The following is a 20,426-nucleotide window of genomic DNA, read 5'->3' as shown; positions in this document are numbered from 1 at the left end:
CTGGGGAGGGGCGTCGGGCGCGCGGAGTACACTGGCCGCCATGAGCTTCCACGACGACACCCTCCCCGTGGCGGGTCCCTGGCCCTTCGGCGGGGGAACCTCGAACGAGCCCGTCGGCGGCACCTCGACCCTCGAGCGGGAGGAGACCCGCACCTTCGAGGAGCCTGGCGATCACGAGCGCTTCGCGCACTACGTCCGCAAGGAGAAGATCACGGAGTCGGCCGTCACCGGCGATCCCGTGATCGCACTGTGCGGCAAGGTCTGGGTTCCGGGCCGCGATCCGGAGAAGTTCCCGGTCTGCCCCACCTGCAAGGAGATCTACGACGGCCTGCGCGCTCCGCAGGACGGCGGCAAGTGATCTGAGACCGCGTGCGCTCGGCCCCGTCGGGATCGACGGGGCCTTGCTCGTGCGCCCTCAGCTCGGCCCGCGCCACCCCCGGCCCCGCAGCGATTGCGGGGCGCCCCTCTGCGGCGCGTCCGCACGACGCCCGCCACGCGATCCGCGAAAGGACCTGCCCAGCCCGTGTCCGATGACTCCCAGCCCTCACTGTTCGGCGGCACGGCCGCCGAGATGCCTCCCGCCTACCCCGAGCGAGCCGCCTGGGGCACAGCGGGGAAGCTGCGCGCCTGGCAGGCAGAGGCCCTGGAGAAGTACTTCGCCGCCGAGCCGCGCGACTTCATGGCCGTGGCCACGCCCGGCGCCGGCAAGACGACGTTCGCGCTGCGCCTGGCCCGGGAGCTCGTGGACCGAGGGACCATCAACCGGATCACCGTGGTGTGCCCCACAGAGCACCTCAAGCGGCAGTGGGCGGATGCCGCCGCGCGCGTGAACCTGGCGATCGATCCCAATTTCAAGAACGCCGACGGCAGCCATGCCCGCGGGTTCATCGGAGTCGCGCTGACCTACGCGCAGGTCGGCATGAAGCCACTGCTGCACCGGGCGCGCACCGAGCAGGGCCGCACGCTGGTGATCATGGACGAGATCCACCACGCCGGCGACTCCCGCTCCTGGGGCGACGGCCTCAAGGAGGCCTTCGAGCCCGCCGCGCGCCGTCTGGCTCTGACCGGCACGCCCTTCCGCTCGGACACCTCGCCGATCCCGTTCGTCACGTACCAGGAGGACAAGGACGGCATCCGCCGCTCGAAGGCCGACTACACCTACGGCTACGGCGACGCCCTCAAGGACCACGTGGTCAGGCCCGTGATCTTCATGGCGTACTCGGGACAGATGCGCTGGCGCACCTCGGCAGGCGAGGAGATGGCCGCCGAGCTCGGCGAGGGCTTCACCAAGTCGATCACCGCTCATGCCTGGCGCACGGCCCTGGCTCCCGACGGCGCCTGGATCCCCTCCGTGCTCCAGGGCGCCGACCGCCGCCTGACCGAGGTCCGGCGCACGGTCCCCGATGCCGGTGCGCTGGTGATCGCCACGGATCACCAGGACGCCAAGGCCTACGCCGCTCTGCTCGAGCGGATCACGGGCGAGAAGCCCACCGTCGTGCTCTCGGACGACAAGGGCGCCTCCGAGCGGATCGAGGCCTTCGCGGAGGGGGATCAGCGCTGGATGGTGGCGGTGCGCATGGTCTCCGAGGGCGTCGACGTCCCCCGCCTGGCCGTGGGCGTGTACGCCACCTCCACGTCCACCCCGCTGTTCTTCGCCCAGGCGGTCGGGCGCTTCGTGCGCTCGCGCAAGCGCGGGGAGACCGCCTCGATCTTCCTGCCCTCGGTGCCGCTGCTGATGGCGCACGCCAACGAGATGGAGCTCGAGCGCGATCACGCCCTGGACCGTCCCGTGGCGCAGGGCCCGGACTTCGTGGACCTCTCGGAACAGGGCTGGGACGACGACGAGCTCGCGGCCGCCAATCGCGAGGAGAAGGCCTCCTCGCAGCTGGCCGGCGGCGAGTTCAAGGCCCTGGAGTCGGACGCGTCGTTCCACGGCGTGCTCTTCGACGGCGGCGAGTTCGGCGGCGGCGTGGCCGCCGGCACCGACGAGGAGGCCGACTACCTCGGCATCCCGGGTCTGCTGGATGCCGAGCAGGTCACCACGCTGCTGCGCGAGCGGCAGTCCGAGCACGCCCGTCGGCGCTCGCAGTCGGCAGCCGATCAGTCGCAGCAGGCGTCGTCCGTTCCGGATCACCGCCGGCTCAAGGAGCTGCGCAAGAAGCTGTCGCAGAACGTCTCGGCCTGGTCCGCCCGCACGGGCACGCCGCACGGTGTGATCCACAACGACCTGCGCCGCGAGTGCGGGGGACCGGCCGTGGCCCAGGCCACCGAGGAGCAGATCGAGGCGCGGATCGCCAAGATGCAGAACTGGTTCGTGGGGCGGAAGTAGGACGCACCGGGGCGAGACGCTTCGATGCGGAAAGTCCCGCCGCAGCAGGCGCAGCGCGTCGGTGCGAGGCGGGCCCCGTCAGTCGCGCACGAGCTCCACGCCTGCGTCGTCGAGCTCGTCGATGACGTCCTCGAGGGAATCGGGGGAGACGGCGGCGCTCAGGCTCAGCAGCACCCGGGTCTCGTAGCCGGCGTCGGCGGCGTCCAGGGCGGTGGCGCGCACGCAGTGATCGGCGGCCAGGCCCACGATGTCCACGGCCTCGATCTCCCGATCGCGCAGCCAGTCGTCCAGGCCGATCGGCTCCTCGTCCTCGGCCTCGTCGTCCTCCTCCACCGCCCCCAGGGGCGTGGAGGTCTCCGGGGCCAGGACGCCCTCGAAGCCCGAGTAGGCGGCTTCGTACTCGCCCTTGCGGAACCAGGCCTCGATGCGGTCGGTCTCGAACTCGTCGTGGGTGTCGGCGCCCTCGGTCTCGGCCACGCAGTGCACGGGCCAGGAGGTCCGGAAATCAGGGTCCTCGGAGAAGTGCGAGCCCGGCGAGATGTGCCAGTCCAGGGTCCCCACGATCGCCTCGTAGTCCCCGTGGTGCTGCTCGATGTGCTCGGAGATCGCGGCTGCGACGTCCGAGCCGCCGTCGACGGCCAGGGAGCCGCCCTCGCAGAAGTCGTTCTGGACGTCGACGACGATCAGTGCGGTGCGCATGAGGAGGGTTCCCTTCAGTTCTCGAGCACGGTGGGGATCGCGGCCTCGCCCTCGGAGAGGCGGGTGGCCGAGCGCGGGAGCTCCCGCACGGAGTCGGCGTGGCGCTGCCGGGCGCGCCGGACGCCCTGGGGGCCGGTCCAGCCGTCGACCAGCTCGCCTCCGCGCACGAAGTCCTGCATCAGGGGGCGGTCGTCGCCGTCGTCGGCGGGATCGTGGCCCACCCCCACGATCTCGTGGGTCGCGGTGCCGCGCGGATCCAGGCGCCGCAGCGCCGACTTGCGCCCGCCGACGGAGGCCTTGCCGGACGAGGCCTTGGCCACGGAGACGAGCTGCCCATCGGCGCCCTCGCGGGCCACGAGCTTGTAGACCATGGAGGACGTGGGGGCCCCGGAGCCGGTGACCAGTCGGGTGCCCACGCCGTAGGAGTCCACGGGGGCAGCGGCCAGCGCTGCGATCGCGTACTCATCGAGATCGGAGGTCACGGTGATGCGCGTGTCGCGGTTTCCCAGGCTGTCGAGCAGGGCGCGCACGCGACCGGCCTGATCCACCAGGTCCCCGGAGTCCACACGCACGGCCCCTAGCTGCGGACCGGCGAGCTCGACGGCCAGGCGCACCGCCTTCTCGACGTCGTAGGTGTCCACCAGCAGCGTGGTCCCCACGCCCATGGTCTCGAGCTGGGAGCGGAAGGCCGCCTCCTCGTCGTCGTGCAGCAGCGTGAACGCATGCGCCGAGGTGCCGATGGTCTTCAGGTCATAGCGGTAGCCGGCCTCGAGGTTGGAGGTCCCTGCGAAGCCCGCGATCACGGCCGCACGGGCGGCGGCCACGGCGGACTCCTCGGAGGCCCGGCGCGAGCCCATCTCCAGGCACGGGCGCTCGCCCGCGGCGGTGATCATGCGGGAGGCGGCGGAGGCCACGGCGGAGTCGTAGTTGAGCACCGAGAGCAGGTAGGTCTCCAGGATGCAGGCCTCGGCGAACGTGGACTCCACGCGCAGGATCGGCGAGTGCGGGAACCAGAGGTCGCCCTCGGCATAGCCGCTGATGTCGCCGGTGAAGCGGAAGTCCGCGAGCCACTCGAGGGTGGCGGCATCCACCACGCCGGTGCGCTCCAGGAAGGCCAGGCGGTCCTCGTCGAAGCGGAAGCTCGCCAGTCCCTCGAGGAAGCGCCCCGTGCCGGCCACGACGCCGTAGCGGCGTCCGGCGGGCAGGCGGCGGGAGAAGACCTCGAAGACGCTGCGCCGCTGCGCGGTGCCGTCGCGCAGGGCGGCCTGCAGCATGGTCAGCTCGTAGTGATCCGTCATCAGCGACGTCGGGGCGGGGTACCAGGTCCGGTTGCTCGATTCCACGCAGGCCACTGTACTGGCCGCCCGCCGTGCGGTCCTGTCCCCGGGCATGGTCCTCATGATGCGCTGTCGGGACCGGTGCCTACGATGGGGCACATCATGGAGCTCAGCACGAGAACCCGCACGCCTCTGACCAGCCTCGGACCGGATCTGGACGAGCGCCCGGAGGTCGACACCGCCCAGCGCACCGCCCTGGAGATCCCGTGGCACGTGGTGGTCTGGGACGATCCCGTGAATCTCATGTCGTGGGTGACCTGGGTCTTCCGCACGCACTTCGGCTTCTCGCAGGCCAAGTCCCACGCCCTGATGCTCGAGGTCCACGAGCGGGGCCGGGCGATCGTGGCCGAGGGCACTCTGGAGGAGGCCGAGCGCCATGTCGCCGCCCTGCACGGCTATGGCCTGATGGCCACCTACGAGCGCGCAGGCGGAGGCCAGGACGCGGAAGGGGTGCGCAGCTGATGGCGCATGGATTCCGCTCGGGGGCCCACGGCCTCTCCGCCCGGCTCTCCGCGGATGAGCGAGGGCTGCTGGTCAGGCTGTGCCAGGACATCATCGGCCTGCTCGAGCTCGAGCAGGCCGCTCCGGAGGCAGATCCGCTGGAGGCCCTGCTCGGCGGCGACGGTCCCGTCGAGGCGCCGCAGGATCCGGCGGTGGCGCGCTTGCTGCCGGCTGGCAGCCAGGATCCGGAGCAGGCGGAGGAGTTCCGCCGCTTCACCGACCGGTCCCTGCGCGAGCAGAAGGTCGCCTCGCTGCGCGCTGCGGCACTCGCCTTCGAGTCCGATCCCGTGCGCCTGAGCCCCGCGGCGGCCAGCGACGTCTCCCGGGCGCTCAACGACATCCGTCTGGTGCTCTCGACCCGGCTGGGGATCGACTCGGAGGCGGACGCCCGTCGGGTGGAGAAGGCCTCCGGGAAGAAGCCCAAGGACACCGAGACCTACATGGCCGTCGTCTACGGCTTCGTCTCGTGGCTGCAGGACTCGCTGATCCAGGCCATGCTGGTGGAGCTGCCGGAGGATGACGGGACGGATGATCAGCCGGCGCAGGGCCTCTGACCAGCGTGAGGACTCTGCATGAGTCATCGTGTGAAGTGATCTCCGTGACCTCGTCGGCGCGCGGTTCAGGCTGCTGAGCGGCACCGGTCTACCCTGGGTGCCCTATGCGCGAGATTCCGGGGATCACAGAAGCGGCAGACGGACCCGTCGAGGGTCCGTCGCCCGATGCTCCCATCGGCGTGTTCGATTCCGGCGTGGGCGGGCTGACGGTCGCCCGGGCGATCATCGACCAGCTGCCGGATGAGCGGATCGTCTACGTGGGCGACACCCTCAACGGCCCCTACGGTCCGCTGCCGATCGCCGAGGTCCGCGCCCACGCGCTGCGGATCATGGACGAGCTGGTGGACTCCGGGGTCAAGGTGCTGGTGATCGCCTGCAACACCGCCTCGGCGGCCGTCCTGCGCGATGCCCGGGAGCGCTACACGCGCGCCTACGGCATCCCCGTGGTGGAGGTCATCCAGCCGGCCGTGCGCCGGGCCGTGTCCTCCACGCGCAACGGCCGCATCGGCGTGATCGCCACCCAGGCCACCGTGGGCTCGCGGGCCTACGAGGACACCTTCGCGGCCGCTCCGCAGCTCGAGGTGCGCTCCGTGGCCTGCCCCCGGTTCGTGCCGTTCGTCGAGGCCGGGGTAACCACCGGTCCCGAGGTCCTCGAGACCGCTCAGGAGTACCTGCGTCCGCTGCAGGACTCCGGGGTGGACACCCTCGTGCTCGGCTGCACGCACTACCCGCTGCTCACCGGCGTGATCTCCTACGTCATGGGGGAGGCGGTCACGCTGGTCTCCTCTGCGGAGGAGACCGCCAAGGACGTCTACCGCGCACTGGTGCGCCATGACCTGGCGCGCGTCCAGCCGCCGCAGGAGCCCCACGAGTTCCTGGCCACGGGAGATCCGGAGCCCTTCCAGATCCTGGCCCGGCGCTTCCTGGGCCCGGAGGTCACGGCGGTGCGCCACGTGGGCTCGGTGGCCGAGCAGTTCCCCACGGGCTCGCTGTCCCAGGTGAGCTCGCAGATGCTCGCCGAGCACGCCGCCGTGAAGGACCGCTCCTCCGCCGGCCCGTCCCCTGTCCGCGCCTCCGACGATGAAGGCCCCGTCTCATGATCCTGACCGTGATCGGCTGCACCGGCTCGTTCGCCGGCCCCGATTCCCCTGCCTCCTGCTACCTGCTCACCGGAACCGATCATGAGGGTCGGACCTGGCGGGTGCTCATGGACCTCGGCAACGGGTCGCTGGGCGCGCTGCAGCGCCACATCGAGCTCTCGGAGATCGATGCCGTCCTGATCAGCCACCTTCACCCGGATCACTGCGTCGACCTGGCGGGGCTGCACGTGGCGGTGAAGTGGGATCCGCGCGGCTGGGGGGCCGGCCCGGTCCCGGTCTGGGGCCCGGCCGGGATGATGGACTACATGGAGGCCGCCCACGTCCTGGCCTCCGCGGAGACGATCGAGAACGAGTTCACGATCGGGCAGTGGGAGGACGGCCGGGCCGTGGAGATCGGCCCGTTCCGCATCACCCCTCACCGGGTCGAGCACCCGGTCGAGGATCCGTTCGCGCTGCGCGTCGAGTACGACGGAGCCGACGGCAGCAGCGTGCTGACCTACTCCGGGGACAGCGACGCCTGCGAGGGCCTCACCGAGGCCGCCCGCAATGCCGATCTCTTCCTGTGCGAGGCCGCTTACCACGAGGGCCGCGACGCCTACCGGGGGATCCACCTCACGGGCCTGCGCGCCGGGCAGACCGCCGACGATGCCGATGCCGATGAGCTGATGCTCACGCACCTGCCCGTGTGGAACTCGCCGACCCGTGCCGTCAGGGAGGCTGCCGAGGCCTTCACGGGTCCGATCTCGCTGGCTCAGCCGTCGACCTCGTACCGGATCGTGGCCGACATGGACCGCACCGCCGGTCGCGTATTGGCCAGGGGCCGCTCGGTGCCGAGCACCACGACCACCATGCGCGTGATCGACCCCAACACGCGCGGTGCCGAGACGCGCTGAGCTCCGGCACGGCTCGCCCGCCGAGCCGTTGGCCGCCGCCGCCCGCGCGCGGCTAGGCTGGGCGCCATGACTTCCGAGGCTGAGACCCCCGCCGCATCCTCGTCCGCGAGCGGACCCCGAGCGGACGGACGCGCCGTCGACGAGCTGCGTCCCATCACCATCACGCGCGGCTGGTCCGCGCAGGCCGAAGGCTCGGCGCTGATCGAGTTCGGGCAGACTCGCGTGCTGTGCACCGCCTCGGTCACCGAGGGCGTTCCGCGCTGGCTGCGCGGCGAGGGCCGCGGCTGGGTCACCGCCGAGTACGCCATGCTTCCCCGGGCCACCGGCACGCGCTCGCAGCGCGAGTCGGTCAAGGGAAGGATCGGCGGCCGCACCCACGAGATCTCCCGGCTCATCGGCCGGTCGCTGCGCTCCGTGATCGACCTGAAGGCGCTCGGCGAGAACACCGTGGTCCTGGACTGCGATGTCCTCCAGGCGGACGGCGGCACCCGCACGGCATCGATCACCGGTGCCTATGTGGCGCTGAGCGAGGCCATGGGGTGGGCCCGACGCCAGGGCCTGGTCACCGGCGATCCGCTCACCGACTCCGTGGCCGCGGTCTCGGTCGGGATCATCGACGGCGTCCCCATGCTGGATCTGCCCTATGTCGAGGACGTCCGCGCCGAGACCGACATGAACGTGGTCGTCACCGGCTCCGGGACCTTCGTGGAGGTCCAGGGCACCGCCGAGGGCGCCCCGTTCGATCGCAGCGAGCTCGACGGCCTCCTGGACCTGGCGGTCGCCGGATGCGCCGATCTGGCGAGGATCCAGGCGGCCACGCTCGCGGAGGGCCGCGATGCCTGAGCAGCATGACCCATCCCAGGTCGCCGCACCGACCGCTCCCGGTGCGGCCGTGGAATCCGCACCGGAGGACCCCGAGCCAGATCCGGACGCGTCCGCGGTGTCCATCCCATCGGGCGCCCGCCTGGTCCTGGCCACGCACAACGCCGGCAAGCTCGCCGAGCTGCGGGCCATGATCGCAGCCGAGCTGCCCGGTCTGGACGTCGAGCGCGCCGTGCTGGACGCAGGCTCCCTGGGCCTGCCCGACGTCCGTGAGACCGGCACGACCTTCCAGGCCAACGCGCTGCTCAAGGCGCACGCGGCCGCCGAGGCCTCCGGCCTGCCTGCCGTGGCCGATGACTCCGGACTGGCCGTCGACGTCCTTCACGGCGCCCCGGGCATCTTCTCGGCACGCTGGGCGGGGCGCCACGGCGACGACACCGCCAATCTCGAGCTCCTGCTGGCCCAGCTGGGCGATATCCCCGATGAGCACCGTGCCGCGGGCTTCGTGTGCGCCGCAGCTCTGGTGACCCCGGAGGGAGCCGAGCACCTCGAGTTCGGGCACCTGCGCGGCACGCTGCTGCAGGAACCGGTCGGCGACGGCGGCTTCGGCTACGACCCCGTCCTGCGCCCCGACGGCCTGGACGTCTCGTGCGCCCAGCTCGATCCGGAGCACAAGAACCGGATCAGCCACCGGGGACAGGCCATGGCCGCCCTGGCGCCGCACCTGGTCGCCCTGCTCTCCCAGCGCGCTCCCGCAGCGGAGCCCGGAGAGGAGCGCTGAGGTGGTCGCCCTGGGCATGAAGCGCATGCTCCCGTACGCCGATGTGGTGGATGCCGCGCTGCGCGAGATCGGAGAGCACCCGGATCCGAGCACGTGGCGGATCATCACGAGCGGGTCCGCGCACGTGGTCGTCGGGATCGACGACCGGCTGTGCGTGCGCATCGCCAAGAACCCGGCCGCCAAGCGCAGCCTGGTACGGCGCACCGAGGTCCTCTCCAGGCTGCCCGAGTACTCCTTCGCCACGCCGCGGCCGCTGAGCCGCGTGCACGGCAGCCGAGGCCACGGCGCTGTCGCCCTGTCCTGGGTGCATGGCGAGCACCGCTGGGGCAGGGTGGACACCGCGGAGCTGATCTCGCTGCTCGAGCAGCTGTGGGCCACCGACACCGCACCGCTGGAGGCCTATCTGGACCGCCCTGGTCAGCATTGGGGCGGGCATCGTCGGCGTCGGATCATGCTCGACGACGTCGTGCCGCGGCTGCTGCCGCGCAACCGCGAGCTGGCCCGGCACGCGATCCGGGATCTGGCCGAGCTGGAGACGGTGACTCCTCACCTCGTGCACTCGGACCTGATGGGCCAGAACATGATCTGGTCCGGTGACGCGCTGGCCGGGGTGATCGACTGGGATCACGCGAGCCTGGGCGATCCGGCGCAGGACGTGGCCGCACTGGCCTGCTCGTACGGCTGGCCCACCCTCGACGGCGCCCTGCCGCCCGAGATCCTGCACCGAGCCCGACTGCACGCGCGGATCATGCCCATGCAGTCGGTGGCCTACACGCTGGTCCAGGATCTGGACACGGCGCAGGTCAATCAGGCCGTGGCTCGGGCCGATGAATGGATCGACACTCGTCTGCGAGCCCTGCTGCGCCGCTGAGCCGGGTACCGAGCCCAGCGGCGATCGCTCAGCCGGTCAGGCCGAGCAGCTGCACCCACCGCTGGCAGGCCTCCTCGATGACCTCCCGGGCCTCCAGCCGCCCGATCTGCTGAGCCTCCAGCGACGCACCGCCATGCGCGGCGGCGATCAATGCCGCCGCCAGCGGTGCGCTGCCGCGGGCGTCCGAGCCCTGCTCCCGCTGGGCCGCGGCCACGGCCGTCTTCCAGAGCTCAGGCGCCGAGGCACCTGTCTGCTCGGCTTCCAGGGCGCAGCGCAGGCCGATGGCCAGCGTTCTGGACGACGTGTCCCGGTCCGGCCCGGCGCTGCTGCCAGCGGCGCCGGAGTCCGCCTGCCCCTGCGGGGTGTCGGCGTCCTGTGCCACGCCCGCGGCGGTGTACGGATCGCGTCCATCGAGGACGGCCTGGAGCAGCTCGGAGGTGCCGCGGGTGGGACGGGTGAGCCGGCCCAGCACGTCCAGCGCGGACTCGGCGGCAGTGCGCACGGGCTCCTCCGAGCCCCGGCAGCCCTCGACCTGCGCGGCTTGGAGCATGAGCGCCAGCGCGGTCGCGGCCGTCTGCGCCTCGGCCCGTCCGTGGGTGATCGCGGCGGCATCGATGCTCAGCGGGGCGATCGAGCGCCAGCCCACGGGAAGCAGGCCGTAGGGGATCGAGCGGATCACCGCAGTCCGGTCCTGGGCCTCCGGGAGCACGGGGCGCTCGACCAGGCCCATGCTGCCGGTGAGCAGCGCCTCCAGCGTCTGGCCCTGGTGGCCGTGATCTGCGTGAAGCACCTGGTGGGCGTCGATCCAGCGCGGCAGCGGGGAGGGTGCGGACTCCGGCCATTCGACGTCCTGGGTGCGCAGCCAGCGCAGCTGCGCCAACCACTGGCAGGCGGTCTCATCGGCGGCCTCACCGGCCGAGGCCCATTCGATCGACTCGAGCAGCCCGTCCATCGTGTAGAGGCTCAGCTGGGTGTCGGCACTGATCCGCAGCGGCTGAAGCTGGAGCGTCGTGGGACCGGAGACGGCTGCGGCGTCCGCGATGCTCGCCCCCGCTCCTCCAGAGGCCGCACCCGCACCGGGCGAGCCATCCTGCGCGGCGCCGGGCGACGGGATGCCGAGGACCTGGCCTCCTGCTGCGGTGCTGACGCCCTCGGGCGGGGCCGCAGGGGCTTGCGCGGGCTCGGGCTGCGCCGTCAGGGCGTCCCCCAGTGCCCCTGCGAGCATGATCGCGCGGACCCGATCGGCGATCCCGGGGAGATCTGCCAGGGTGCCCTGATCGGGCGAGAGCGCGGGCGAGGACGAGGATGCGGTCATGGCCCCATCCTAGAAGCGCTGGGACGCGCCCCGGCACGAGGCCCGCGGGGCCGCCCCGACGCTCGGCGCTAGGCTGGGCGCCGAGCACCGCGCAGAGCCGGTGCCGTGAATCCGTCCGCACGACAGCCAGGAGCGCCATGAGCGACAGGGCCAGGCTCGGCACCGGCCGCGAACCCGCAGCCGACCATGCCGCCGGCGGCTCGTGGTCGGGATCCCGCAGCAGCACCGGCGAGGGACGGGCAGACGCGCCGACAGGCTCCGGGCCTAGCGGTGCCGCCGCGGGCTCCGGCGAGTCCGCCGCGGGAGAGCTGGCCACGCCGCTGCCGGACCGGGGCCACCGCGCGCTGGCGATCGGCGGCATCGCCAGCGCGGGCACGGCGGGACGCGGCCCGGAGCTCGGTGCTGCGGGGCACAGCGGCGCCGTCGCGGGGGACGGCGCCGCGCCTGCGGATCCTTCTCCCGGCGCCTCGTCGGAAGCCGACGTCCAGGCCGGCGATCTCACCTCGGACACGAGAGCCGAGGACGGCTCTGCCCCGCAGGAGGGAAGCGGCCGCGATCGGCGCACCCGACGGGCGCAGCTGCGCACCCTGATGGTGGGTGACTACCCCGTCCTGCGAGGCGTGGTCTCCAACTGGTACCTCCTGCTGACCCTGATCGTGCGGCTTCCGTCGGTCATCCTGCCGCTGACGGTGCTGACCTATGTCACCGCCGTGTCCGGGCAGGAGCTGTGGGGTGCCGCCTGCGCGGGCGCGGTGCACCTGGGCCAGGCGGTCTCGGTGCTGGCCCTGGTGCGCGGCGACCGGATCCGCCGCCGGCAGTGGATCCTGCTGCTGCACACGCTGCTGCACGTGGGCGTGATCTGCTGGCTCGTCTTCCGCTTCTCGGAGCAGGCGCAGGACGCGCCCACCGCGCCCTGGCCGTGGCTGCTGTGCCTTCTGGCGGGGCTGTCCGCACCGCAGCTGGGCAGCGCGACCCGGCTGCGCTGGCGCACCATCCTGGAGCAGCGCCGCAGCCTCGTCCTGATCCTGCCGAGCATGCGCCACGACGCCGTCATGGACGCCGTGCCCCTGGTGCTCGGCGCGCTGATCGTAGGCGTCCTGGCGATCACGCTGGGGCCGTTGCTGGGGATCATGGCCGCCGCCGGGCTGCTCGTGCTGTGCACGACCGCTCTGCTGCTGCACCCCACCGCCGACATCCTGGGCGAGGATGCCCAGAACCATCTGGTCGATCCGACTCATCAGCCGCTCAACTCCGCCATGCGACGCAGGCTGCGCACGCAGCGGCGCATGCGCTTCCTGCCGGTGGTGGGCGTCGGGTGCATCGGGCTGATGCTGGGCTCGATCCAGATGTGCCTGGTCTACTTCACGGCCTCGGTCGAGGCCATCGAGACGATCGGGGCCCAGTTCGCGGCCCTGGGCCTCACCGCTGGGGCGGCGGCGGTGATCACCGCAGGCGCGCGGCCGCGTCGTCCCTGGAACCTGTGGGTGCTCTTCGGGGCGGTGACGGTGCTCGCCACGCTGCTGATGTCTCTGCCGTCGCGGCCGCTGGGAATGGTCCTCATCCTGGCGGTCCTGGGCGCTGCGATCGGTCCCACGCTGGTGGCCGTGTTCTCCACGGTCCCGCTGATCACCCCGCTGAGCGAGGTCAGGGGACTCACTGCTGCCACGAGCGTCCTCATCCAGGTGGGGATGGGCCTGGGCGTGGGCCTTGCCGGTGTCATGGGCGACCTGGCCGGCTATGAGACGGCCGCCCTGCTGCCCGTCCTGGCGGCGGCGGCTCTTCTGGCGACCGCCTTCGTGCTCATGGCGCGACGCAGCCGCGTGCCCCTGGACCTGGTGGGGGAACGGCCGATCCCGGGCACCGAGTCCGTTCCGAGGATGCTCTCGGAGGACTGAGGCCTGGGATCGGCGCGATCGATCAGCGTCCGCGGATCAGTGGCCGCGGTCGAGCCACTCCTGGACATGCGGGGCCTCGGCCCCGATCGTGGTGGAGTCCCCATGCCCGGTGAGCACCGCCGTGGAATCGGGCAGGGTGAGCAGGCGCTCGCGGATGGACTCGACGATGGTGGGGAAATCCGAGTACGAGCGGCCCGTGGCTCCGGGACCGCCCTGGAAGAGGGTGTCTCCGGAGAACACCACGCCGCTCAGGGGCTCGACGGGGGAGCCCTGGTCGTCCACGACGCCCAGCTCCGGGGCGTAGAGGCACACCGAGCCGGGCGCGTGGCCCGGAGTGTGCAGCGCGCGCAGGCTCAGGGAGCCGATCTGGAACTGCGTGCCCTCGGCGATCTCGTGATCGGGGGCGGTCCGCGGGTGGGTCTGGTCCCACAGCACGCGATCCTCCGGATGCAGCCAGGTCTGCGCCCCGAGCATCTGGGCCACCTGCGGGGCCACGCCCACGTGGTCGTCGTGGCCGTGGGTCAGCACGACCGCCACGACCTCTCGGCCTGCCACCGCCTCCCGCACGGCCTCCGGGGAGTGCGCGGGATCGATCACCAGGCAGCGCTGGCCGTCCCCGACGATCCAGACGTTGTTCTCCACCTCCCACGTGCCTCCGTCGAGGGAGAAGGTCCCGCTGGTCACCACGCGCTCGACGCGCACGGAGCCGTCGGCGGAGGCGGCGACGGTCTGTGGCGCGGTGCTCATTCGCCCACCTCCACGACCGAGCGCAGGACGCGGCCCTGCTTCATCTTCTCGAAAGCGGACTGGACGTCATCCATGGTGATGCGCTCGGAGACGAAGCTGTCAAGGTCCAGCCGACCCAGGCGGTACTGGTCCACGAACATGGGGAAGTCGCGCTCGGGCAGGGTGTCGCCGTACCAGGCGGACTTGATGGAGCCGCCGTGGCTGAAGACCTCGGCCAGGTCGATGTCGGTGACCGTGCCCGGGTTCGGGACGCCCACCAGCACCATGCGACCGGCCAGGTCACGGGCCTCGAAGGCCTGGCGGAAGGTGGCAGCGATGCCCACGGCATCGATCACCAGGTCTGCGCCGTGGCCGCCGGTGATCTCGCGGATGGCCTCGACGGGGTCCTTCTCCTTGGAGTTGACCTTGTGCGTGGCGCCGAAGGACTCGGCGGTGGCCAGCTTCTCGTCGTCGAGGTCCACGGCGATGATCCGCGTGGCTCCACCCAGCTGAGCGCCGGTGATCGCCGCGGTGCCCACGCCGCCGCAGCCGATCACGGCCACGGACTCGCCGCGCTTCACGGCACCGGTGTTGAGCACCGCGCCCAGGCCGGCGGTCACGCCGCAGCCGAGCAGCCCGACGGCCGCGCGCTGCTGCGGCTCGAGGGCACCGCCCGGGATTCGAGTGCACTGACCGGCTGCGACCAGGGTCTTCTCCGCGAAGGCGCCGATGCCCAGGGCGGGCTCGAGCGGGGTGCCGTCCTGCAGGGTCATCTTCTGCGTGGCGTTGAGGGTGTCGAAGCAGTACCAGGGCTCGCCGCGGTGGCAGGCGCGGCACTGGCCGCACACGGCGCGCCAGTTGAGGATGACCTCGTCGCCGACGGCGATGTCCGTGACGCCCTCGCCGATGGCGGCCACGCGGCCGGTGGCCTCGTGTCCGAGCAGGAACGGGAAGTCGTCCGAGACGCCGCCGACCTGGTAGTGCATGTCGGTCTGGCAGACCCCGCAGGTCAGGATGTCCACCAGGGCCTCCCCGGGGCCCGGATCCGGGACCAGGATGGTCTCCACGACGGGGGCCTCGTCCTTGGCCTTGACGACGACGGCCTTGACTTCATGCATGCTGGATCGCTCCTCGTGCGTGTTCAGGACAGATGCTCGCCGCCGACCCTGGACAAGACGGCGGGAGGCGCCGCGGCACCAGGGCCGCGGCGCCTCCCGCCACTGTAGCGAACAGCACAGACGTCGTGCCTGGCCCGCCTGTCTCAGACCTCGCGCTGGCGCTGCTCGTCGAGCACGGAGCGGGCCTCGTCATCGAAGTGGGCGACCTCGTCGGCGCCCGCCGCGCCGGAGTCCTTCCCACTGGCCGTGTAGTCGATCCCGGAGTCTGAGTCCAGGCGCAGCTGCCGGCCCTGCTCGATGAGCTTGTCCTGCTTCTCGATGTTCGCCACGACCGTGCCGACATCGCGCGGGGGCAGCTGCAGCGTGTCCTCCGCGGGGATGCCGGCCTGCAGCTCGCGCGCCCGCTCGACCTCGGCGTCGATCTCGGCACCCAGCAGGAGCACGTTGTTGAAGATCCACACGCCCAGCAGGCCCAGGATCACGGCGCCGATGACGCCGTAGGTGGCGGTCTGCGTGGCGAACTGCGTGGCGTAGACGGAGAAAGCGCCGGCGGCCAGGATCGCGCCCAGGATTGCGAAGACGGCACCGGGGGAGATCCAGCGCATCTTGGGCTGGCGGACGTTGGGGGTCCGGTAGTACAGGACGGCCACGAGCAGCATGAGCAGCAAGAGGATGACGGGCCACTTGGCGATGTTCCACACGGTCACGGCGGTCGAGCCCAGGCCGATGGCATCGCCCAGGGTCTCCGCGATGCCGCCGGAGAGCAGGATCATCAGGAAGATCAGCACCACGGTGATCACGACCGTCAGCGTGGTCAGCAGCATGGACAGCTTGAGCTTGACGAAGCCGCGGCCCTCCTCGACCTCGTAGATCCGGTTCATGGCCCGGGAGAATGCGCCGACGTAGCCGGAGGCCGTCCACAGTCCGGTGGCCACACCGATGATCAGGGCGATGATGCCGCCGCCGGTCGAGCTGGTGAGGTTGTTGATCGGCTCGGAGAGCAGCTCGTTGAGCTCCGGCGGGACGCGTCCGTCCAGGAAGCCGGTGATCGCCTGCGTGGTCTGCTCGCCCTGGCCGAACACGCCCAGCAGGGAGACGACGGCCAGCAGGCCGGGGAAGATCGCCGAGACCGTGAAGTAGGTCAGCGCTGCGGCCAGGTCCGTGCAGCCGTCCTGCGTGAACTCCGCGAACGACCGCTTGAGGACATAGCCCCATTTCATCTTGGTCGGCGAGTCCGGCTTCGAGCTGCTCTCGGCCGCGGGGGCCTCGGCGCGCTCCAGGGTCTCGCGAAGGTTGTTCTTCGCCACGTGGGGCTCCTTGCTGAGGGTCGAGAGGGAACTCGGATCGCTCGTGAGCTCGGGCGGCCGTCGCGATCCGGGAGTTCAGTGTACTGAGATCCGGCCCGCGGACCCGGGAGCCGGCGCGACCCCCGTCGCTCCGACGCGCCGGGCAGGGCGGGTCGAGGCGGCAGGGTCCGCATGGTGCAGGGCGCGGACCGGGGAGGTCCGTGCGGGGATCAGTCGGTCAGGCTGTGGCGCAGGCGATCGGAGAGCCGGGTGAGGATGCGCAGCTCCTCCGAGTCCAGCCCGGCGACCATGAGCTCGTGCACGTGGCGGTCGAAGTGCTCCGCGATGCGCTGCTGCAGGTCCTTGCCGTCCTCGGTGAGCCTGATGCGCAGGCCGCGCAGGTCCTGGGGATCCTGCCAGCGGTGGACGAGGCCCTTGGCCTCGAGCCTCTCGAGCATGCGGGAGAGGCTGGACTGCGTGAGGAGGACATACTCGTTGAGCTCGTTCAGGCGGATGCCGCGGGCGTCGGAGCGGGCCAGGTTGAACAGGACGTCGTATTCGCGCATGGACAGATCCGCGAACTCCTCCTGTCGCTGGAGCTTGCGCATGACGGTGACCTGGGCTCGGTACAGGGCCTCCCATGCAGTGGTGGAGGTCTCTACGGGGTCGTTGTCAGATTCTCTGGTGGGCACGAGCCAGATCATATGTCATCCAAGTCGAATGCATGATTCTTCCGTGTCCACCGAAAGGCGCCTGTGTCCGGAGAAAAGGTCGGGGACAGTTCCGACGGCGGTCTCCGTCCGTGTCTGTGGCCTGCAACGTCACGGAAGGACGGGCCGGGACGACGACGGCCTCCCATGCATATGCATGGAAGGCCGTCGTTCAGGCGTGCGTCATGAAAGCGCTCGGAGGCTATCTGCTCATCGGATTCCGAGGGTCTTTGCGGTGTGGCCCATGATCTCGTCGGCCAGCGCCGGGTTCTCATCGAGCTGCTGACCCAGCGAGGGGATCAGGTCGGTGAGGCGGGACTTCCAGGCCGCGGAGTGGTTCGGGAAGCAGCGTCCCAGCAGGTCGATCATGATCGGGACCGCGGTCGAGGCGCCCGGGGAGGCGCCCAGGAGGCCTGCGATCGAGCCGTCGTCGGCGGTGATGAGCTCCGTGCCGAACTGCAGCACGCCGCCCTTCTTCTTGTCCTTGCGCATGACCTGCACGCGCTGGCCGGCGTGGACGAGCTCCCACTCCTCGGCCTGGGCCTGCGGGTAGAACTCGCGCAGGGCCTCCATGCGCTGGTCCTTGTTCTTGGCCAGCTCGGAGAGCAGGTACTTGACCAGGTCCAGGTTGGCCAGGCCTGCGCGGGCCATGGGGTAGATGTTGTCGGGGCGCACGGACTTGGGCAGGTCCAGCAGGGAGCCCTGCTTGAGGAAGTTCGGCTTGAAGCCGCCGTAGGGGCCGAACAGCAGCGACTTCTTCCCGTTCTCGTAGCGGGTGTCCAGGTGCGGCACCGACATGGGCGGGGCGCCGACGGCCGCCTGGCCGTAGACCTTGGCGTCGTGGCGCTCGGCGGTGCTGGGGTTGGAATTGCGCAGCCACAGCCCGGAGACCGGGAAGCCGCCGAAGCCCTTGATCTCCGGGATCCCCGACTTCTGCAGCAGCGGCAGGGCTCCGCCGCCGGCGCCGACGAACACGAACTTGGCGCGGATCTCGCGGGAGTCCTCCGAGTTCAGGCGGTTCTGGGTGCGCACGATCCAGGTGCCGTCCGGCTGGCGGTCCAGGTTCTGCACCTGGACGCCGGTGCGGATCTCGGCGCCGTTGGCCTCCATGTGCCGGATCAGCTGGCGGGTCAGCTCGCCGAAGTTGACGTCGGTGCCTTCCGGGGCGAAGGAAGCGGCCACGGGGCCGGCGCCGCGGCCCTCCTGGGTCAGCGGGGCCCACTGGGCGATCTGGTCGCGGTCCTCGGAGAGCTCGAGGCGCTCGAAGAGCTTGTGCTGCGAGAAGGACTCGTGGCGGGCCCGCAGGTACTCCACGTGGTCCGGGTTGAAGACCATGGAGATGTGCGGGACCGGGTTGATGAACGAGCCCGGCTCGCCGAGCTTGCCCTCGGTGACGAGCGTGGACCAGAACTGGCGCGAGACCTGGAACTGCTCGTTGATCTTCACGGCCTTGGTGGCATCGACCGTGCCGTCCGCGGCGCGCGGGGCGTAGTTGAGCTCGCACAGGGCGGAGTGCCCGGTGCCGGCGTTGTTCCACACCGCCGAGCTCTCCTGGCCCACGTGGTCGAGGCGCTCGAGCAGGGTGATGCTCCAGCTCGGCTCGAGTTCCGTGAGCATGGCGCCCAGGGTCGCGGACATGATGCCGCCGCCCACCAGGACGACGTCGGTGGATTCCATGGTCTTGGTCACGTGAAGAGGCCTCCGTCTGCTCGGGCGCGGAGATCAGCTGCCCTGGACCCGGGCCTCCGCGCGCGTGGTCGCCTCCCAGGCTACTCCGTCGTGGGCCGTGCCTGCGGTCACGACTGGGTGAGCTCGACCTCGCGGAAGGGCTCGAAGCCCGTGGAGGACAGGGGGAAGGACGCCGTGCGCTGATTCACGGCCACGGCAGTGATGGGGAAGGCCAGGGGCAGCGCGGCGCGGTGCTGGGCGACCTGGTCGCCGACTCTGCTGTAGAGCTCCTGGCGCTGCTCGCCGTCCGGGACCTCCGCGGCCTCCTCGATGAGCTCGTGGAGGCTCTCGGATCGCAGGTCGAGCTCCGGGGTGGTCGCGGAGAAGAGCACGGCCGTGAAGAAGTCCTGATCGCGCAGCCCGCCGCTGAGGCCGCTGAGGAAGAGGTCGTGATCGGCGGAGCGGGTGCGCAGGCTCTGCGCGTAGGTGCTCCAGGGCAGCGGCACCGGCTCGATCTCGAACCCGCAGCGCACCAGCTGCTCCGAGATGTCGGCGTAGAGCCGCTCCGGCTCCAGCGCCCAGGAGCGGGAGGCTCCGGTGGGGTAGGCGAAGCGCAGGGGCGTGCCGTCGTAGCCGGCGTCCTCGAGGGCCCGGCGCGCGTCCTGCGGGTTGTAGCCGGGGTATCCGGAGGTGCCGTCGGGGATGTTGAAGCGGGCTGGCATGAAGTCCTGGGCCACCCCGGTGCCCTCGGGGTAGTGCTCGCGCACCAGCGCCTGCCGATCGATCGCGGACATCACCGCGCCGCGGACCTCGAGGGAGTCCAGCCACTTCGACGAGGTGTGGATGCCCAGGTAGGACAGGGCATAGGGGTCGCGCTGCAGGACCTGGACTCCGTCGCGGGCCAGCGGCGCGAAGTCCGAGAGCCCGACCAGGTCGTAGCCGTCCACGCGTCCGGTCTCCAGGGCGATGTAGCGCATGCGGGGGTCGAGGATCGCCACGAACGACAGGCGGCCGATGTCTCCGGTGCCGTTCCAGTGCTCGGGGAAGGACTCGAGCTCGATGGGATCGTCCGGGAGCTGGCCTGCGCCCGGGTCGAGTCCGCGCACCACGCGGAATGGCCCAGTGCCCACGGGTGCGGTGCCGACGGTGTCGTCGTCGATCGAGGCGCTCGAGGCGATCCCGAAGGCCGGGTGCGTCAGGCACGTGACGAGGGCGGGGAAGCGGCGGGTCAGCAGCAGGCGGAAGGTGTGCTCGTCGACCGCCTCGCAGCCGTCGTAGAGGCTTCCCTGGGGGGTGCCGCGGCGGAAGATCGCATCGAACAGGCTGTGCCGCCCGGTCGCGGTGTCTCGCACGGAGGCCGCCGCCCAGCGCTCGAAGTTGCGGCAGACGCTCTGGGCGGTGAGCTTCTCGCCGTCGTGGAAGACGACGTCGCGACGCAGAGCGAAGTCGAGGGTGCGTCCGTCGTCGGAGGCAGCCCAGCTCACCGCGAGCGCAGGCACGGCCTCGCCGGTCAGGGAATCCGGGGCCACGAGGCCGTCGAGCACCTGGCGGGCCACGCGATTGGTCTCCACATTGTCCGTGAGCGTGGGGTCCAGCGTGGGGGCCGTGGCCGCATTGGCGAACACGTACGGCCGCTGCGATGCGCTCTGCTCCTCGGAGGCGGAGTCGGCTTCCGATCCCCGGGAGCAGCCGGCCAGCGCCAGGGCGGAGGCGCCGAGCAGCAGCGCTCGGCGGGTCGGCTGAGCGCTCACGATTCCTCCTGGGGCTGGTCTCGGTCGGGGACGGCGGTGCGGGAGCGCGGGCGATGAGCAGGCGCGCTGC

At 71.3% G+C, this 20,426-nt stretch carries 19 protein-coding genes; 10 read left to right on the top strand and 9 right to left on the bottom strand.

Translation table 11 applies throughout. The features are described 5' to 3' along the window. The first annotated feature begins 67 nt into the window (after positions 1-67). Together RF645_RS02565 and RF645_RS02560 are read left to right on the top strand one after the other, a co-directional pair. The gene (locus RF645_RS02565) at positions 68-358 is read left to right on the top strand and encodes a DUF3039 domain-containing protein (protein ID WP_051452810.1); all 291 of its coding nucleotides are present in this window, start codon (positions 68-70) and stop codon (positions 356-358) included. Positions 359-571: 213 nt separating this feature from the next. After that, a complete protein-coding gene (locus tag RF645_RS02560) occupies positions 572-2,329 on the top strand; it encodes a DEAD/DEAH box helicase (protein WP_053448216.1) in 1,758 nt (585 codons plus the stop codon). A gap of 78 nt (positions 2,330-2,407) precedes the next feature. Here RF645_RS02560 and RF645_RS02555 read toward each other — a convergent pair whose 3' ends face one another. Both RF645_RS02555 and RF645_RS02550 read right to left on the bottom strand, forming a co-directional pair. Then, positions 2,408-3,028 carry an isochorismatase family protein gene (locus tag RF645_RS02555; protein ID WP_368818547.1) on the bottom strand — a complete coding sequence of 207 codons (621 nt, stop codon included), beginning with the start codon at positions 3,026-3,028 and terminating at the stop codon, positions 2,408-2,410. A gap of 14 nt (positions 3,029-3,042) precedes the next feature. Next, positions 3,043-4,380: a nicotinate phosphoribosyltransferase gene (locus RF645_RS02550; RefSeq protein WP_368818673.1), complete on the bottom strand. Its 1,338-nt coding sequence runs from the start codon at positions 4,378-4,380 to the stop codon at positions 3,043-3,045. 87 nt (positions 4,381-4,467) lie between these two features. Here RF645_RS02550 and clpS point away from each other — a divergent pair, with 87 nt between their 5' ends. The 7 genes from clpS to RF645_RS02515 all read left to right on the top strand — a co-directional run bounded on the left by clpS (position 4,468) and on the right by RF645_RS02515 (position 9,887). After that, the gene (clpS, locus tag RF645_RS02545; RefSeq protein ID WP_368818546.1) at positions 4,468-4,827 is read left to right on the top strand and encodes an ATP-dependent Clp protease adapter ClpS; all 360 of its coding nucleotides are present in this window, start codon (positions 4,468-4,470) and stop codon (positions 4,825-4,827) included. Beyond that, positions 4,827-5,420 carry a DUF2017 domain-containing protein gene (locus RF645_RS02540; protein ID WP_137801708.1) on the top strand — a complete coding sequence of 198 codons (594 nt, stop codon included), beginning with the start codon at positions 4,827-4,829 and terminating at the stop codon, positions 5,418-5,420. Before clpS ends, RF645_RS02540 begins: the two co-directional genes overlap by 1 nt. 104 nt (positions 5,421-5,524) lie before the next feature. Then, the gene (gene murI / locus RF645_RS02535; RefSeq protein WP_368818544.1) at positions 5,525-6,520 is read left to right on the top strand and encodes a glutamate racemase; all 996 of its coding nucleotides are present in this window, start codon (positions 5,525-5,527) and stop codon (positions 6,518-6,520) included. After that, positions 6,517-7,413, top strand: a complete 897-nt coding sequence (locus tag RF645_RS02530) for an MBL fold metallo-hydrolase (protein ID WP_006215194.1) — start codon at positions 6,517-6,519, stop codon at positions 7,411-7,413. Before murI ends, RF645_RS02530 begins: the two co-directional genes overlap by 4 nt. Positions 7,414-7,479: 66 nt before the next feature. Further along, on the top strand, positions 7,480-8,256 hold the full coding sequence (gene rph / locus RF645_RS02525; protein ID WP_006215193.1) for a ribonuclease PH: 777 nt from the start codon (positions 7,480-7,482) through the stop codon (positions 8,254-8,256). Then, positions 8,249-9,016, top strand: coding sequence for an RdgB/HAM1 family non-canonical purine NTP pyrophosphatase (gene rdgB, locus RF645_RS02520; RefSeq protein WP_368818543.1), 768 nt, complete (start codon positions 8,249-8,251; stop codon positions 9,014-9,016). The genes rph and rdgB overlap by 8 nt, the downstream gene beginning before the upstream one ends. 1 nt (position 9,017) lies before the next feature. Beyond that, entirely contained in the window at positions 9,018-9,887 is an 870-nt protein-coding gene (locus RF645_RS02515) for a phosphotransferase family protein (protein WP_006215191.1), read from the top strand. A gap of 28 nt (positions 9,888-9,915) precedes the next feature. Here the strand turns inward: RF645_RS02515 and RF645_RS02510 are convergent, their stop codons facing one another. Continuing rightward, a complete protein-coding gene (locus RF645_RS02510; protein WP_368818542.1) occupies positions 9,916-11,202 on the bottom strand; it encodes a hypothetical protein in 1,287 nt (428 codons plus the stop codon). A gap of 137 nt (positions 11,203-11,339) precedes the next feature. Between RF645_RS02510 and RF645_RS02505 the strand changes: the two genes are divergently transcribed. Next, positions 11,340-13,097: a hypothetical protein gene (locus tag RF645_RS02505; RefSeq protein WP_368818541.1), complete on the top strand. Its 1,758-nt coding sequence runs from the start codon at positions 11,340-11,342 to the stop codon at positions 13,095-13,097. 36 nt (positions 13,098-13,133) lie between these two features. Here the strand turns inward: RF645_RS02505 and RF645_RS02500 are convergent, their stop codons facing one another. The 6 genes from RF645_RS02500 to RF645_RS02475 form a co-directional block, all read right to left on the bottom strand. Beyond that, the gene (locus RF645_RS02500; protein WP_368818540.1) at positions 13,134-13,844 is read right to left on the bottom strand and encodes an MBL fold metallo-hydrolase; all 711 of its coding nucleotides are present in this window, start codon (positions 13,842-13,844) and stop codon (positions 13,134-13,136) included. Then, positions 13,841-14,941 carry an S-(hydroxymethyl)mycothiol dehydrogenase gene (locus tag RF645_RS02495; RefSeq protein WP_368818539.1) on the bottom strand — a complete coding sequence of 367 codons (1,101 nt, stop codon included), beginning with the start codon at positions 14,939-14,941 and terminating at the stop codon, positions 13,841-13,843. Before RF645_RS02495 ends, RF645_RS02500 begins: the two co-directional genes overlap by 4 nt. Before the next feature lie 143 nt (positions 14,942-15,084). Further along, positions 15,085-16,248 carry a YihY/virulence factor BrkB family protein gene (locus RF645_RS02490; protein WP_006215185.1) on the bottom strand — a complete coding sequence of 388 codons (1,164 nt, stop codon included), beginning with the start codon at positions 16,246-16,248 and terminating at the stop codon, positions 15,085-15,087. A gap of 209 nt (positions 16,249-16,457) precedes the next feature. Beyond that, positions 16,458-16,919 carry a MarR family winged helix-turn-helix transcriptional regulator gene (locus RF645_RS02485; protein ID WP_024290760.1) on the bottom strand — a complete coding sequence of 154 codons (462 nt, stop codon included), beginning with the start codon at positions 16,917-16,919 and terminating at the stop codon, positions 16,458-16,460. Positions 16,920-17,147: 228 nt separating this feature from the next. Continuing rightward, positions 17,148-18,614 (bottom strand): malate:quinone oxidoreductase, encoded by a 1,467-nt coding sequence (locus RF645_RS02480; protein WP_368818672.1) that lies wholly within the window; start codon positions 18,612-18,614, stop codon positions 17,148-17,150. Between the two features lie 119 nt (positions 18,615-18,733). Further along, positions 18,734-20,356 carry an ABC transporter substrate-binding protein gene (locus RF645_RS02475; RefSeq protein ID WP_259903554.1) on the bottom strand — a complete coding sequence of 541 codons (1,623 nt, stop codon included), beginning with the start codon at positions 20,354-20,356 and terminating at the stop codon, positions 18,734-18,736. Positions 20,357-20,426 lie beyond the last annotated feature (70 nt).

Source organism: Kocuria sp. CPCC 205260 (assembly GCF_040981045.1).
Taxonomy (GTDB): Bacteria; Actinomycetota; Actinomycetes; order Actinomycetales; family Micrococcaceae; genus Kocuria; species Kocuria palustris.
This window is presented reverse-complemented; position numbering and strand designations above follow the sequence as displayed.